We start from the raw sequence: 15,023 nt of genomic DNA, 5'->3' as shown, positions 1-15,023 counted from the left end.
CTGTCTGTTGTTCGAGTGATTCTGATGGTGGGGGAGGGGCGGAGGCCGTTGATCCGGGCCGGGTTCGGTCAGGCGTGGGCCGCCAGTGCGGCGGGGCCGTGCTGGAAGTCGGGGTCGACCTGGGTGACGAGGTCGTGGCCGGTGGCGTCGTTCGCCCAGGCGGCGGCGTTGCGCAGGTGGAACTCGACGGTGTGGCGCTGGAAGGTGGCCCAGTCTTTGGGGCGGGCGTCCACGGCCTCGCGCAGGAGGTTCAGGGCGTGCGCGTTGTGGGGCTCCAGGTCACCGTGGACGCGGCCCTGCTCCTGCGCCCGGACGAAGGGGGACTGCTCGCAGTGGGCAAGGAGGTCGTCGCCGACGTGCTCCTTGAGGAAGAGGAGGTCGTCCTCGCCGGTGACCTTGTTGCCGACCACGGCGATCGGGACGCCGAACTCGGCGGCGTGGTCACGGTACTGGCGGTAGACCGAGACGCTCTTCCGTGTCGGCTCCACCACCAGGAAGGTCATGTCGAAGCGTGTGAACAGACCGGAGGCGAAGGCGTCGGCGCCGGCCGTCATGTCGACGACGACGTACTCGCCGGGCTCGTCCACGAGGTGGTTGAGGTAGAGCTCGACCGCGCCGAGCTTGGAGTGGTAGCAGGCTACGCCGAGGTCGCTCTCGTCGAAGGCGCCCGTCACCATGAGTGATACTCCGCTCACCTCCTGGACGTGGTGGGCGTGGATCTCGTCGTCGCCCAGCAGGCGCAGCAGGCGGGAGCCACGGCCCGGCGGGGTCGTCTTGACCATGGCATCGCGGGACGGGATGCGCGGGTTCGTGCCCCGCAGATGGTCCTTGATCTCACCGGTGCGCGCGCTGAGCGGCGGCGCGGCGAAGGATTCGTCCTCGTCGAGGCCAAGGGCGTACGCCAAATGCTGGTTGATGTCGCCGTCGATGGCGACGACCGGTGCACCGGAGCGCGCCAGGTGACAGGAGAAGAGCGCGGACAGGGTGGTCTTCCCGCTCCCGCCTTTGCCGACGAATGCCACGCGCATGACTAAGACTCCTTGTTGAAAATGGATGTCATGAGCATAGACTGGGTGTGTGGCGGCGGCCTGTCAAATCACGACCCGCCAACTGCCCGCGTGGCACGGCGAGTTGGTTCGCCCGATCGGGCTAACGGCGTCTGGCGGCGCATGGAGCCGGGCCGGTGTGAGCACGCAGGCGTTGGATGCGCTGCGGCGGCACGTGTCGGCGTGCACGCATTGCCGTCCGAATACGGCGCTCGGCTTCCTGGAGTAGGTCGCCGAGCGGGCCGACTGCCGTAGCCGGAGGGTGATGACGTGGAGTTTCTGGAGCCGGACACCGCAGAACCGGGCTGAACGCATGCGAATGAGACCAGGGCTGAGATCAGCGTTGAAGTCGACTCGGTAATCGAACATACCGCACCCGCGGCGAACTCGTTCGTCACCATTCGGCTGGCACTCGTGCGCCGTGGGCCCGGAGACGGCCCGAGCGGGGGCCGCATCGTGGAAATAACGCAGAATGGGTAGAAATATCCCATACCGCAGGGGAAGCCCCCTGGCGGCCGTGCGGCCGTGGAGAGTCCAACGACCGGGCGAAGGCGGAGTCCCGCGCAGTACATGGCGGATGCACGCCCCCATGCCTGCCCCGGAAGGAGCACGACACCATGGACATCGGCATCGGACTACCAGCCCTGCGCCCTGATCCGGACCTCTCGATCGCGGCCTGGGCGAGACGCGCCGAGGAGCGCGGCTTCACCACACTCGGCACCATCGACCGCGTGGTCTACGACAACTACGAGTCTCTGACCGCACTGGCCGTTGCGGCCGGAGCCACCTCCCGCATCCGGCTGACCACCGCCATCCTGCTGGCGCCACTGCGGTCGAACCACACCCTGTTCGCCAAGTCCGCCGCCACGCTCGACCGCCTCTCCGGCGGCCGGCTCGTCCTGGGCCTCGCCCCCGGCATCCGCGAGGACGACTACAGCGCGAGCGGGGTCGACTACCAGCGCCGCGGCAAGCTGTTCGACGCACTGCTGGAGCAGGCCGCCCGGCAGTGGCAGGACCCTGGCGATGGCATCGGACCACGCCCGGCCACAGTCGGCGGCCCCCCACTGCTGTTCGGCGGGTCCACGAAGCCAACGCTGCGCCGCATGACCACCCACGGCGTCGGCTGGATCGGCAGCGCCAGTGGGGTGGCGGACTTCCGTGCCCTCTTGCCACAGGTCAAGCAAGCGTGGCATGACGCGGGCAGGACGGGCGCGCCCCGCCTGATGGGCACCGCAAACTTCGCGCTGGGACCGGACGGGGAACAGCGCCTGCGCACCCGCATCCTTGACTACTACGCCTCCGCCGACGAAACCGCAGGCGCCTACGCCGAGCAAAGCGTCGAAGCCGGTCTGACCACGCCCGAACAGGTGGCCCGCGAGGTCGCTGCCTACGCCGAGGCGGGCTGCGACGAACTCGTCCTCTTCCCCAACGGTGGCGGCCTGGAACAGGTGGACCTGCTCGCCGACGCGGCCGGGCTGTGACCGCCCGTCGGAAAGCGCCACGTCGCTTCGCTCGATCACGTTCGAACCTGCAGGCCCCGCTTTGTATGGGCGGATGTGAGGGGCGACCGTGGCGCGCAGGCCACTCCGGCTTTGGAGGGTCGCAGGCCATCGGCGTATCTCGGCTGGGGCGCAGCCGTCGCTGCGGGCGGGCAGGGCGAACAGGACTGGTGGGGCGATCCAGGGCGTGACCTACGGGTTCTCTGCCTTGGCCGGAGCCCGGCGGCCCGTACCCCCACGCACCCCGAGTCCCCGTCAGTCTTCGTCCGTTCTGGCATGAGAGCGGCACGGCTCCGGGGGCCATTTGGGCGTGGCTGGTGGTCGCAGGGCTGCTTATGCGTACTCGACGGCTTCCTGTCCACGGATAGTCCACGGGCGCTGATGCCTGTTCGCATGTGCCGGACCGGACTACGGGACGAGTCGGGGCGGGGCTGCTGTTGTTGGAGGTGATCGCGGACAAGTGTGGGGTGGGGAGCTCGGTTTCGGCAAGATCGTGTATGCAAGTTCACCCTGGTGGACGGGGGGAGCGGGCCTCCGGTTCGCGCGCGCGCGTGACGCCGACACGCCTGGCGCCGGTTCCTGACTCAACACACACCATCACAAAAGGTGTCTTTGGTCAGAATTACTGCTCAACGGGACAATTTGGCTGTAAACATTGATGTGCCGACTAGGCAGGCGCATCAGGCACCTGCCGTGAAAGGAGCACGGAATGCGGGTTTCCCGTTTTGCCGCCGCGCTGGGCGTCGCGACCGCCGTCCTGCTGGGCGGTGCCACTGGTGCCAGCGCCGCAACCTATGCGCCCTCCGTGGTATCTCATGCCACGCACGACCGTGATCACGACCATGATGACTACGGGCGCGGCGACCGCGAGGGCCGCTGGGACAACCACCACGAGGGCCGTTGGGGCAACCACCGCTGGGACAACCACCGCTGGGACAACCACCGCTGGGACAACCACCGCTGGGACAACCACCGCTGGGACAACCACCGCTGGGACAACCGGCACCACTGAAGCCACGGCCGCAACGGTCACCGCTGACCGCCCTTGGGGTGCCCTCCGCTGTTGGGGGAGGGCACCCCTTCCGTGTGCCCCGTATGCCTACTGCATGACCGACGAGATCTTCCGCGGCTGGACGCGATCTGCGATCCACTCGATTCCGACCGCAGCGATCTGGATCCGTACATCGGTGTCGTGCCCGCGTTCAACGCGCGTTGGGTGCTGGATATCGGCTGCGGGGCGATGTGCGACACCCGCTTCAGAGTTCGATCCGTGGGTGCTCTGACGCACCTCCGCCCGGGCCACCCAGTCCCCGGCTGGCCGCTGGACTCCGGGGGTGTTCGCCGACGTTGATGTCAGCGATGGATGTCAGCAGGCGGGCGTTGACCCCGGATCTTGGACACTTGAGACGTAGATCTTGAGGATCTGAGAACGGACATCTCATGGTCATGAAGCACTACCCACCGGAGTTCAAGGCGGACGCGGTCGCGCTGTACCAGTCGCGTCCCGGAGCGACGATCAGGTCGGTCGCCGCTGATCGTGGAGTCAATCCGGAGACGCTGCGGAACTGGGTACGGGGCCGGGGCGAACCGGCCGAGGGGGCGCCGGACGGAGGCGCCGGTGGAGCCGCCCACGCCGCTGGAAGCAGGAGAACGCGGCCCTGCGCGAGAAGGTCCGCGAGCTCGAAGAGGAGCGCGAGATCCTGTGGAAGGCGGCGAAGTATTTCGCCGGGGAGACGCGCTGGTGAGGAGCCGTCAACCAACTACTGCCCGATTTGATGTTGCATTCGTGCTCGGCGGTCGCGCTCTGGAGGGCCTCGATCGTGCGGGGTGGGTGGGTCCGCCGGGGCTGGGCGAGGACTGCGGCGACGTCGGGGGCGGCGAAGGCCGGCAGCGGCATGGTCCGGTGGGCGTGGTAGCTCAGGGTGTTGCGGTCTCGGCCGAGCAGTCGGGCCGTCAGGGTGAGGGTGACGGTGTTCCGGCGGCTCAGGACGACGGCCGGCACGCGGTGGCGGTCGTCGAGGAAGCCGAAACCGGGGTTGTACCCACGCGCCAGGCCGACGCCGAGGGCGGGCGCCTGCACCGCGACAGTCATGGCGAGGGCGGCGCCGATCGCGGCGAGGGCGGTGCGGTTGGTGGGCGGCGGGGTGGACGGCAGGCGAAGGCATCCGGGATATCGGTCGGAACGGCCGTCGGTTGGCGAGCCGCACCGACCTTGGAGGAGCGGGCAGTTAGCCCCGCAACCCCGGCCGCCCCTATTCCGCGTGAGGCCGGTCACAGGCCCCGCGGCCGCCGTCCGGCACGGGCCGCCCGGCCGGTCTGCCGCATCAGCAGGGTGGGGTTGTCCCGCCAGGGCAAGGTGCCGTCGCAGGCACCGCCTCGCCACCGCAAGGACGTCGGGACCGTGCAAGGTCGACACGCCGCCGATGTTGCACGGCCCGCGATGCACTGAGACCCGCACCCTCCCCGTTGCGTGCGGGTCTCGTCATGTCCGGCCCGCGCCCGCCCATGGACTCCGGATGACCTCCCCATTTCCGAGCTGCATGCTGGGTAGAGCGGCTGTTGTCGCCCGTACGATGATCGCGTGACAGCCCGCCGCACCCTTGGCAATGGCCCCCAGGACGCGCACAGCATCCGCGCCGCCCAGGCCGACCTCCTCGACGCGCTCCCGGGATTCCGTCTCCCCGACCTTGACGAGCTGCGGGCCCGTGGAGTGTTCGGTGCCCACCCGGCGACGTCCCCGAGCCGGCAACCTAGGTCAATGGCGCATCTCGACTGCGGCGAGCCGTAGTTGGCCGTGGTTGACCGCACGATGTGACACGGCTGCGGCACACGACCGCTTCGTCCCGAACGCGATCGGGCCCCTTGGCGACCTTGCTCAGGAGGCACTGATCTACCCGTTCCGGCTCCAATGTTGTCCGTTACCGTCCGGGACGGTAACGGTGCGGCCGTCTCGGTCGGCCCCCTGTTTGGCCCCCTCATCCTGTCCGCCCACGGTTTGTTTGACGTCCTGTTCCATGACGAACCCCGCTGCCGCAGGGCGGTCAGCGGTCGCTCTGCGACAGCGGGGTGTGGAGCGGGGGCGGGTCAGGCGCCGGTGCCCGCCTGGAAGGCCGTCAGGTTTGCGGCGGAGGAGACGGGCACCGCGCCGCCTGTCCAGTCCACCTTCAGGGAGTCCTTCTCGTCCGGCGGGGTGATCAGGATCCCCGTGGGCGTGGCCTTGCTGGCCCCACTGACCTCGGGGTTGCCGAAGCTCAGTCCGGCCCAGGCGCTCTTGCCCGGCGCCAGCGTGATCTTCGTGGGGCTTCCGGAGCCGCGCTTGGGGTCCGGTCCCAGCTGCTTACCGGAGGCGTCCACGAAGGCGGCGCCCGGGTAGCCCTCGATGGTGCAGGTGCGCCCGGAGAAGTTGGTCACGATGAGGGGGAAGTTCTCTTGCCCGGCGCCCGGGTTGTTCTCGCCGACGTGCCCGCGCAGTTCGGACGCGTTGCAGCGAGTGCTCGCGGCGCCGCTCCCGGAGGTCGGCGTGCTGCCGGAGCCATTCGACGAACCGGTGTTGGCGGAGGTGCCGCCCGTGTTCGTCGTGGTGTCGGCGGCGCTCGAGTTGTCACCGGAGTCCGGCTGGGCCGTCCCGGACGCCGTCTGCGGAGCACTAGCGGTGCCTTGGCCGTCGTTGCAGGCTGTGAGCAGGCTCAGGGCAACTACCGCGCCGAGCGCGGACACCACGCGTCGTGCCGTCAGGAAGGTGGCCGTGCTGCCGGGGTCCGGGCTCGCCGTGTCGCGCCGGAAGGTCGCCATGTCTGTTTGCTCCTTGGAACTTACGGCCCGAGACGAGCCTGTGTGTGAACGGTGCTGTGCGCCCGGTCATCCCTGTCCGATGCGTGCCGGCGCGGGAAAGTTCGCGTGTATCTCCGTGCTGTGGGGGGCGTTCCCGCAGTGCCGTGTCAGCTGGTGACCCGCACCCAGTCCAGGACGCGGTCGGTCGCGTCGCTGCCGCCGTCCTGGCGCAGCTGTACATACACCCGGGGCTGGTTCTGGCCACCGGCCGGACTGAGGGCAGCCTCCGTGGCGGGTCTCTTGCCGCCCGCGCAGTCGTTCCAGATGTGTATCCGCCCCTGCCAGGCGGTGCCCCGGCGGTCGTGGCCGATGGCGTCCTTCAAGTGGTGTAAGCGATCAATGTAGTAAGCGCGTTGGCTTCTGGCCCACACGAAGCCGTCCAGGCGAGCGGTCGGCGCAGCCAGTCTCAGGGCCACGTTCACAGGGTCTCTGGGTCCACCGGCTGACCCCCGGACCCCAGGTCCATCGCGCTCCTGCTCTGCTGGATGGTCTCCTGGACGTGACGCTCGATCTCCCTCGGATTCAGGCCGAGTGCCTTGCCTGTGTGCACCGCCCAGACTTCGGCGCGAAGATTGGTCTCGAAATCCAGATCGGCCCGCACGTTCTCCCGTGCGGCTTGCCGATTCTGGCTCACCATCACGAACGTGGACAGGAAAATGGCTTCCAGGCTCACGATCATGGTGAGCAGCCCGAACGGGTAAGGATCGAAGACCGCTACCGAGCCGAACAGCCCGAGGTTGAGAGCGATCCACACCGCAAACCAGACGGCATGGACGTAGACGAACCCCATCGTGCCCGCGAGGGCAGTGATCGCGTCTGCGAACCGGTCTTGCGACGTGCGCATCCTGGCGAACACGAGCTGCTCGTGGCGCAAGCGGGGATCGAGGCGATGAGTACCGCCGGAAGCGGAGCTCGATCGGAAGGCGCGGTCTCCGGAGCGTGCGGTCATTGTGGCAGCCGTTGTTAGCCTTCCCGTGTCGAACCCGTTGCTTCGCAGGGAAGACAAGGCACGGCCCGTATCTGTGACACCCCCTGCGCCTTCTGCCTCGTGCGGGACCGAAGGACGCCAAGCTTCAGATCGACCACATCGTCGCGGGCGGGAGCTCCGGCACAGCTTCGTGTCGCTGCTCTCAGACCATGGCATCCCGCTTCCAGCCGGGCGAACTGTTCGTCAGGCATTTTGGGCAAGTTCGCGGGGCCGGCGGACTTCAGTGCCGCCACCCCACCCTCACGCCATGCACGCCGCCAGCGTTCCACCGAACGCTCACTCACCCGCAGCTCCCGGGCGACCAACGCAGTCCTGTCACCCCGGGCGAACCTTGCCGCGGCCTCCAGCCGGATCGGTTCACGAACGGCCGCCGCTCAGCGGTCAGACCCCCACCCTGCGCATACCGCATGCTTCCGGCATACCGCAACGATCACCCGCCGTCACGACCCGACGCTAACCCGAGAACCTCAGTAGACACTCAGCTGCGCGCACAACCCACAGAAGGAAGTCGCCTCCAGCGCCTGCGACCTACCAGGGTCGGCTTCGCCGACGGGCTGCAACACCCCCCGTGTTGCAGCTGCCTGTGACCGGACAGCCTGGACAGCAGCAGCAGCTTCGCCTACAGCTGTCCGGCTGATTTTCACTGGTCACGGGCCCAACCGGACAGCCGGACAGCTGGGACACCCACAGCGACCTCAGCTGGCCTTGGCCGGCCGCCTCGCGACCACCAGCATCGCCAGGCCGATAAACCCCCTATCTCTCCCAGGCCGCCGAACGGGAAATGCGTCTTCGGGCTGTCGAATATCTGGAGGGCAAGGCACGCAGCGCCATCAGCAACGACGCGTAGCCCCACAGGCGCGGCCGGGACACCTTGTTGCGCAGCCACGGCCGCAGGTCCGCGGTGCCGCTGATCGGCATGAACATGATGCGCCGGGCCGGCGGTCTGGACCAACAACCTGGTGTCCCTGCTCTTCGGTATCGGCATTTACGCGCAGTTCGCCTTCCTGCCCGGGTTCGTGCAGACCCCGAAGTCCACCGGCTACGGCCTCGGCGCCAGCATCACCGAGTCCGGGCTGATCCTGCTGCCGCAGAGCGCGACCGTGTTCCTGACGGGCCGGGGCTCCGGCCGCTTGGCGGCGCGCATCGGCGGCAAGGCCGTCGTGGTGCTCGGCGCGCTCATCAGCACCGGCGCGATGACAATGCTGGCCTTCGCGCACAGCCACACCTGGGAGCTGTACGTGGCCACGGCTGTCATGGGTGCCGGCTTCGGGCTGGCCTTCCCGGCCATGTCGAGCCTGATCGTGAAGGCGGTGCCGCCCGAGCAGACCGGTGTGGCCAGCGGTATGAACGCCAACATCCGTACCATCGGCGGCTCCGTCGGCGCCGCCCTGATGGCCAGCGTGGTCACCGCGAGCCCGGCCGCCGACGGCCTGCCCCGCGAGGCCGGCTACACCAACGGGTTCACCATGCTGAGCGGCGCGCTGCTGATCGCCGCGGTCGCCGGGTTGCTCATCCCGGTGGGGCGCCGGAGCAGCCGCGTCGAATACGTGCAGGAGTCGCAGGAGTCGCATCCATTCCGGACTACGCCGGCGACCCGGCCGGGACCTTGAAGCCGACCACGTTCTACTACAAGGCGATTCGGACAGCCGGGCAGTCGACTTCGTGCCGATGAGGCCGTGGGCAAAACAATGACCGGGCAAGCCGCTTGCACTGAATAAGACGCTTACAAGGAGACCCCATGACGCTGTACGACATTCCCCTCCACACGCTGACCGGCGAGCCGACCACCCTTGGCGCGTACCGCGGCCAGGCGGTCCTGCTGGTGAACGTCGCCTCCCGGTGCGGGCTCACCCCGCAGTACGCAGGCCTGGAGCGGCTTCAGAAGACGTACGGGGACCGCGGCTTCACCGTGCTCGGTGTGCCGTGCAACCAGTTCGCGGGCCAGGAGCCGGGGAGCGCGGAGGAGATCCAGACGTTCTGCTCGGCGACGTACGGGGTCAGCTTCCCGCTGCTGGCGAAGGTCGACGTGAACGGTGACGGACGGCACCCGCTGTACGCGGAACTGACGCAGCTCGCGGACGCGGACGGCGAGGCGGGCGACGTCCAGTGGAACTTCGAGAAGTTCCTGATCTCCCCGGCGGGCGAGCCGGTGGCCCGCATCCGCCCCCGCACGGAGCCGGAGGCCCCGGAGCTCGTGACGGCGATCGAGGCCCTGCTCCCCGCCTGACGGGCAGCATTGTGCCGGGCGGGCTGATATTCAGCCCGCCCGGCACAATCTTCTAAGCGCATGCCCCCCATGGGGCCGAACGCCGCCGATCATGGCACAGCCAATTCACCCCGCCCGCGAGACGTGGCACCGTCGGCGGACCTCAGGCACGAGCAAGCTCCCGAACGCGATCGGGCGTTCCCTGACCGTGGTTGGGGACCGCTGACATGGCCGTTTGACTCCAGCAGTGTCCGTTACTGTCCGGGACAGTCTTGGTGCGGCTGCCTCACTTGGCCCCCGAGTTGGCGACACAGTGGCTGTATCCGCGCTGGTCAGCACCCATGCGTTGCGCGGCTTGCCGGGTTCAGCACAGCGTCCAACCCGGTAGAAAAGCTTGTAACTCAGCCGTGGTCGGGGGACGGAAACCAGGCTGAGTCACGGGTGCTTAGATACGACGCGGCGCGGGCCCCACCGCAACCGGGCGCCGCAGCGCGAGCGGCGACCGGCGCGCGGCAGCGCCGGTCGGTGTCGTACGCGTGGGTAGGCGAACCAGGGCGTTCGGTGCTCAGAGGTGTGGCCCCTAGGCGGCGAGGTCGCTGGCGCGGAGGCGGAAAACCTGGAGCCGCATGTCGTAGTACTTGTCGGTCTCGCCGACCCACTCCATGCCGATACGGCGGATGGTGGCTTCGCCCCGGTTGTTGGTGGGCCGGGCCACGGCGAGGATCTCGTCGAGTCCTTCGTCAAAGGCCCACTTGGCGATGGCAAGGCCGGCCTCGGTGGCGTACCCGTGCCCCCAGGCGCTGGGCAGCAGTTGCCACCCCATCTCCATGTCCCCGCCACGAGGCGGCAACGGCAGGAGCACGGCGCCTCCGATGAGGCGCTGATCGTCACGCAGTTCGATGGCCCACCGCCCGGCGGGCCACAGGAGCCGGTGGTCCTCCCCCATCCACTGCTGGAGCACCAGCCGCATGGCGCTGACATCCGGAACGAGATCCATGGCCGGACTCAGCCAGCGTGAGACCCCTGAGTCCCCATAGATGGCAAGCGCCTCTTCGGCGTCCTCGATCCGCCACGGGCGAAGGGTCAATCGTTCAGTTACCAGCTCAGCTGACATGCATCAACTCTAGCTGTACGTGCGGACGGCGGCCGGAGAGGTGCTCGTGGAGGCGTCGGGGGCCGGTACCGGTGACCGGGAGCCGGAACCGGGGATCCACTGGGCCGCAGGAGCACCCCCACAGTCTGGGGTGCCTCGCCTGCGACGCCGCATCTTCATGGTGTAACGCGCCGGGACAGACGACGCCTTGCTTGAAGACCGCTTGCTCCCGAACGCGATCAGACCCCTCGTAACCTTGATCTGGAGGCACTGACCAGCTCGTTCGACTCCGGTGCTGTCCATCACTGTCCGGGACGGTCTTGGTGCGGTTGCCGCGTTTGGCCCCCTGTATGGCCCTCCGAAGTTCGTACCTCCAGATCGCATCCGAGCTGTTCAGGGCCTGATTACCAGGTGAGCGGGTGATGGTGGCGTACGTCAGTGGTCGCACCGTTACTCGTCCCGGGCGACATCGCGTGGCGTCGATGTCCGCCCGAGGGATGGGAGTCGGGCAGGTTCTCAGTCACAGTGGACGTACTCGGTCGAGGGGGAAGCCGTGGCGGGGGAAGGAAGACCGATGACGGAACCCGGTCTGTTCGAGCTGGAAGCCGTCGTGGTGGGGCAGCCGAAGCGTTCACGGTGGCGCAGATACGTGGGCCCCGCCCTGGCCGTGTCCACCGTGAAGGGGACCCCGCTCGCCTGGGTCACGTACACCGACGACACGTACTCCGTCCTCACGAAAACGTCCGGCGAGTTCATCGTCCGTATTGAGCAGTTCGGGCCGGTGGAGTTCCGCTTCACCGACGCCGCGGACCGGGAGGTCGGCACCGCCGGTGCCCGTGGACTCATCAAGACCCGGCAGCTGAGCCTCCAGACGGAGCAGGGACGCCAACTCCTCCTCACGCGGCCGGGTCTCCTGTACGCCGAATGGCATCTCACGGAGACCGATCCGGAAGGGGGCCCGGCGCCGGAGATTCTCGGCCGGGTCACGGTGAGCACCATCGACTCGTGGATCGGGTTGCAGCAGTACGTTGTCGAAATGGACCCTCGCCTGGACGCCTCCGAACGGCGGACCGTCGTCGCCTCGGTCGTCTGTCTGCACCTGCTCCGCCGGCCTCCGGGTGCCAGCACCGCGCCGGCGTGAGAGGGGCCCTGGTGCTGTGCCCGGGACGGTTCACCGGGTCGTGTTGGGTGTCAGCGCGGTCGCCGGAGGAAGGCGACAAAGGCGCAGAGCTGGTCGTCCTAGCCGCGACGTACTCCTTCTCGGGCGGTAGCTGATTGGTTTAGCGCGCCGGCCGGGTTGGATCGGGACGGGGACAGGAGCGGAGGCCCGGCTGGCGGCCAGACCGCGCGCGGTGAGCGGAACAAGCTGTCCGTCCGTCGCGCTGGCGATTGCCTCGGCTCTCGCCGCACAGGCTCACTCACCCCCGCTGGGAGTGACGTTTTCCTTGATCCACTCCCCGCTCACTCCCCAGAGGCTTCCCAAGAACGCATCAGGCCCGGTCTCCTGAGAAGGAGACCGGGCCTGACCTGGTGTTTCAGCTGTCGGGGTGGCGGGATTTGAACCCACGACCTCTTCGTCCCGAACGCGATCAGGCCCTTTGTGACCTTGGTTCGGGGTTACTGACCTGCTCGTTCGCCTCCGGCACAGTCCATCACTGTCCGGGACAGTCTTGATGTGGTTACTGCGTTTGTCCCCCCGTTTGGCCCCCGAGCTCCGGCCCATCCAGGTCACATCTGCGCTGCTCAGAACCTCAATACGACTGCCTCGTACTGGCGGGAGAGGGTTATTCCGACCGCGCACAATTCCCCTCCGAACCAGGAGTCCTCTCGTCGGGACTCGGCAACTTGTCAGGAGACCGTCACCGGGGTGTCCCGCAGGGTGACGTTGGCGTGGCTCTCCTGGAAGCTCTGGTCTGAAACGAGGGTCAGCCGGGCCGTGGACTGGAACTCCTGCAGGGCTTTGGAGCCGCAGGAGACCATCGTGGTCTTGAGCTTGGCGATGGTCAGGGCGAGCCCTTCGTTGAGGTCGCCTGCGTAGGGGACGTAGCCGTCCACGCCTTCCTCGAAGACCAGCTCCTGGCCTCCCTGGCCGTAGCGCTGCCAGTTGCGGGCCCGGTTCGAGCCCTCTCCCCAGTACTCCTTCACGAAGCCGTCGCGGGTGGGCAGCTTCGCGCCGGCCGCCTGGTCGAAGCGTGCGAAGTAACGCCCCATCATGACGAAGTCGGCTCCCATCGCCAGCGCCAGGGCCACGTGGTAGTCGTGCACCAGCCCGCCATCGGAGCAGATCGGCACGTACTCGCCGGTGCGTTCGCGGAAGGCATCCCGGGCTGCCGCGACGTCCAGCACAGCGCTGGCCTGGCCGCGGCCGATGCCTTTCTGGTCCCGAGTGATGCAGATGGAGCCGCCTCCCACCCCGACCTTGACGAAGTCCGCCCCCGCCTCGGCGAGAAAGGTGAACGCCTCGCTGTCGACCACGTTGCCTCCACCGACCGGGATCTCTGGATAGTGCTTCTTCACCCAGGTCAGAGCTTGCGCCTGCCAGTCGCTGTAGCCGTCGGACGAATCGAAGCACAGCGCGTCCACGCCCGCCTCCAGCAGGGCTTGGACGCGCTCTTGATAGTCGTGGGTGTTGATACCCGCGCCCACGCGCAGACGCTTGGCAGCGTCCACAAGCTGGTTCGGGAAGCGCTTGTTGTCCGTGTAGTCGGAACGGAACACCAGATGCTGAAGGTGACCCTCGGTATCCAGTACCGGGAGGCAGTCCAGCCGTTCGTCCCACAGCCGCGCGTTGGCCTCGGAAAGCGTGATGTCGGGCCCGGCATGGGCCAGGTCGGCAATAGCGGTCATCCGGCCACTGACCGGTCCGTCCAGGTCATGGCGCTGGGGGTGGAAGTCCCGGGAGGTCACCATGCCGAGCAGGCGGCCGGTGGCGGTCCCGTCGTGGGTGACCGCGGCGGTGCTGTGACCGGTGCGGCGCATGACGTCGACCAGGAGGCTCAGGCTGTCGTCGGGACGGACGTTGGTGTCGCTGGTGACGAATCCGGCCTTGAAGTTCTTCACCTGGCGGACCGCTGCAGCCTGGTCCTGGATCGGCTGGTTGTGGTGCAGGAAGCTGAGACCGCCGTTGCGCGCGAGCGCGATCGCGAGATCGGGTGTGCTGACGGCCTGCATGATCGCGGATGTGAACGGGGACTGCAGCTCGATCGCTGACGCCTCGCCCGCGATGTGCCGCACCAGGGGCGTGCGCAGGTCAACGGTCGCAGCCGAGCAGTCGGTCCGAGTCCGGTTCGGCAAGAGCAGAAACTCGTTGAACGTCCGTGAGACCTCGGCGATGATCTGTGCCACTCGTTCCTCCTGGCCCGTCGGCCGGGGCCCGACTGCCCCGCCGTGAGGATCGCCCCCGTATCCCAGGGCCTGGGCAGGCAGAGACCCGCACAGCAGCCGTGGAGGTGCCACCAACTGCGGCAGAGCTCTGACCGGCCCGTGGATCGAACGGGGTGCGGTCGTGACCTGGCACCTTATCGATTAACCCAGCCACTGTACGAATCGTGGCCCTCACCGGCAGCCGCCACCCCTCTAGAAGGCGGCGCAATCTGAGTTCAGATCGAGGCCCTTGAGCCCCTAACCTCTGACGATGCGGAAGGGATGCCCAGCCGGATCGGTGAGGATCCGCCACCTGTCCTCATGCGCCTGATGATCCGGCTTGCTTTCCTGATACCGACCGGTCCCCCAGCCGACCCGACTTCGTCCCGAACGCGATCAGGCCGCTCCTGACCTTGCTCTGGGATCTCTGACGTGCTCGTCCGGCTGCGGCACAGTCCATTACAGTCCGGGGCGGTCTTGATGGGGCTGCCTCGTTTGGCCCCCTGTTTGGCCCCCCGACAGTTGGCCTTCAGGTCGTATCAGGGCTGGTGAGGGACGGATGGGGTGTGGGACTGTCAGGCGTCCGTCGTCCCGTGCCGTACGGCCTTCTTAACTGCCTGCTCGGCTTCGTGCCGCGGCGAGCTGAGCCTCACCGTGCGTGCGCAGGAGAATGCACGGGCCCTGATGGAGCAGCCCGGGCTCGTTGTTCCCGAAGGTGATGACGGGCACCGTGGGGAGGCGTTAGAGGCCGGTGATGTCAAGCCAGAGGCCGTCGTCGGGGTCCGGCATGCACAGGCTGCCGGTGACGCGCACGACGCTGCCGGGCTGCAACTCCGTGAGGACGACGCGGGCCCGGTCGGGGTCGCCCGCGAACGCGAAAGGCCGTGTCTCTCACTGAGAGACACGGCCTGACCTGCATTTTTCGAGTCGAGGTGGCGGGATTTGAACCCACGACCTCTTCGTCTCGAATAATGTGCGGAAAGATCGCTGGCCAGGA

14 protein-coding genes and 1 pseudogene are annotated in these 15,023 nt (G+C 67.9%); 7 read left to right on the top strand and 8 right to left on the bottom strand.

The annotated features are described in order from the left end of the window. Positions 1-68: 68 nt before the first annotated feature. A complete protein-coding gene (locus ACFYXB_RS04885) occupies positions 69-1,028 on the bottom strand; it encodes an ATP-binding protein (protein ID WP_389577765.1) in 960 nt (319 codons plus the stop codon). Between the two features lie 49 nt (positions 1,029-1,077). Between ACFYXB_RS04885 and ACFYXB_RS04880 the strand changes: the two genes are divergently transcribed. The 4 genes and pseudogenes from ACFYXB_RS04880 to ACFYXB_RS04865 form a co-directional block, all read left to right on the top strand. Next, complete coding sequence (locus ACFYXB_RS04880) at positions 1,078-1,275, top strand: DUF6233 domain-containing protein (RefSeq protein ID WP_389577762.1); 198 nt, start codon at positions 1,078-1,080, stop codon at positions 1,273-1,275. A gap of 388 nt (positions 1,276-1,663) precedes the next feature. Then, a complete protein-coding gene (locus ACFYXB_RS04875; RefSeq protein ID WP_389577760.1) occupies positions 1,664-2,527 on the top strand; it encodes an LLM class flavin-dependent oxidoreductase in 864 nt (287 codons plus the stop codon). 727 nt (positions 2,528-3,254) lie between these two features. Further along, positions 3,255-3,557 (top strand): hypothetical protein, encoded by a 303-nt coding sequence (locus ACFYXB_RS04870; RefSeq protein ID WP_389577757.1) that lies wholly within the window; start codon positions 3,255-3,257, stop codon positions 3,555-3,557. Positions 3,558-3,985: 428 nt separating this feature from the next. Further along, positions 3,986-4,066, top strand: a pseudogene (locus tag ACFYXB_RS04865) (hypothetical protein); the annotation flags it as partial. Between the two features lie 22 nt (positions 4,067-4,088). On the opposite strand, the gene ACFYXB_RS04860 reads toward ACFYXB_RS04865, so the two are convergent. The 5 genes from ACFYXB_RS04860 to ACFYXB_RS04840 form a co-directional block, all read right to left on the bottom strand. Then, positions 4,089-4,637 (bottom strand): hypothetical protein, encoded by a 549-nt coding sequence (locus tag ACFYXB_RS04860; protein ID WP_389578677.1) that lies wholly within the window; start codon positions 4,635-4,637, stop codon positions 4,089-4,091. Positions 4,638-5,629: 992 nt separating this feature from the next. Continuing rightward, positions 5,630-6,337 carry a DUF4232 domain-containing protein gene (locus ACFYXB_RS04855; protein ID WP_389577754.1) on the bottom strand — a complete coding sequence of 236 codons (708 nt, stop codon included), beginning with the start codon at positions 6,335-6,337 and terminating at the stop codon, positions 5,630-5,632. Between the two features lie 146 nt (positions 6,338-6,483). Then, entirely contained in the window at positions 6,484-6,699 is a 216-nt protein-coding gene (locus ACFYXB_RS04850; protein WP_389577751.1) for a hypothetical protein, read from the bottom strand. A 95-nt stretch (positions 6,700-6,794) separates the two neighbouring features. Next, positions 6,795-7,325, bottom strand: a complete 531-nt coding sequence (locus ACFYXB_RS04845) for a DUF1003 domain-containing protein (RefSeq protein ID WP_389577748.1) — start codon at positions 7,323-7,325, stop codon at positions 6,795-6,797. 14 nt (positions 7,326-7,339) lie between these two features. Then, entirely contained in the window at positions 7,340-7,669 is a 330-nt protein-coding gene (locus tag ACFYXB_RS04840; protein WP_389577746.1) for a helix-turn-helix domain-containing protein, read from the bottom strand. A 654-nt stretch (positions 7,670-8,323) separates the two neighbouring features. On the opposite strand from ACFYXB_RS04840, the gene ACFYXB_RS04835 reads away from it, so the two are divergent. Both ACFYXB_RS04835 and ACFYXB_RS04830 read left to right on the top strand, forming a co-directional pair. Then, on the top strand, positions 8,324-8,974 hold the full coding sequence (locus ACFYXB_RS04835; protein WP_389577744.1) for an MFS transporter: 651 nt from the start codon (positions 8,324-8,326) through the stop codon (positions 8,972-8,974). Positions 8,975-9,102: 128 nt separating this feature from the next. Further along, positions 9,103-9,591 (top strand): glutathione peroxidase, encoded by a 489-nt coding sequence (locus tag ACFYXB_RS04830; protein WP_389577741.1) that lies wholly within the window; start codon positions 9,103-9,105, stop codon positions 9,589-9,591. 559 nt (positions 9,592-10,150) lie between these two features. Here ACFYXB_RS04830 and ACFYXB_RS04825 read toward each other — a convergent pair. After that, complete coding sequence (locus ACFYXB_RS04825) at positions 10,151-10,684, bottom strand: GNAT family N-acetyltransferase (protein WP_351367532.1); 534 nt, start codon at positions 10,682-10,684, stop codon at positions 10,151-10,153. A 553-nt stretch (positions 10,685-11,237) separates the two neighbouring features. Here ACFYXB_RS04825 and ACFYXB_RS04820 point away from each other — a divergent pair. Next, positions 11,238-11,804, top strand: coding sequence for a hypothetical protein (locus tag ACFYXB_RS04820; protein WP_389577739.1), 567 nt, complete (start codon positions 11,238-11,240; stop codon positions 11,802-11,804). A 707-nt stretch (positions 11,805-12,511) separates the two neighbouring features. Here ACFYXB_RS04820 and ACFYXB_RS04815 read toward each other — a convergent pair. Then, positions 12,512-14,008 (bottom strand): IMP dehydrogenase, encoded by a 1,497-nt coding sequence (locus ACFYXB_RS04815; RefSeq protein WP_389577736.1) that lies wholly within the window; start codon positions 14,006-14,008, stop codon positions 12,512-12,514. Between the last annotated feature and the right edge of the window lie 1,015 nt (positions 14,009-15,023).

Source organism: Streptomyces sp. NPDC002619 (assembly GCF_042889305.1).
Taxonomy (GTDB): Bacteria; Actinomycetota; Actinomycetes; order Streptomycetales; family Streptomycetaceae; genus Streptomyces.
This window is presented reverse-complemented; position numbering and strand designations above follow the sequence as displayed.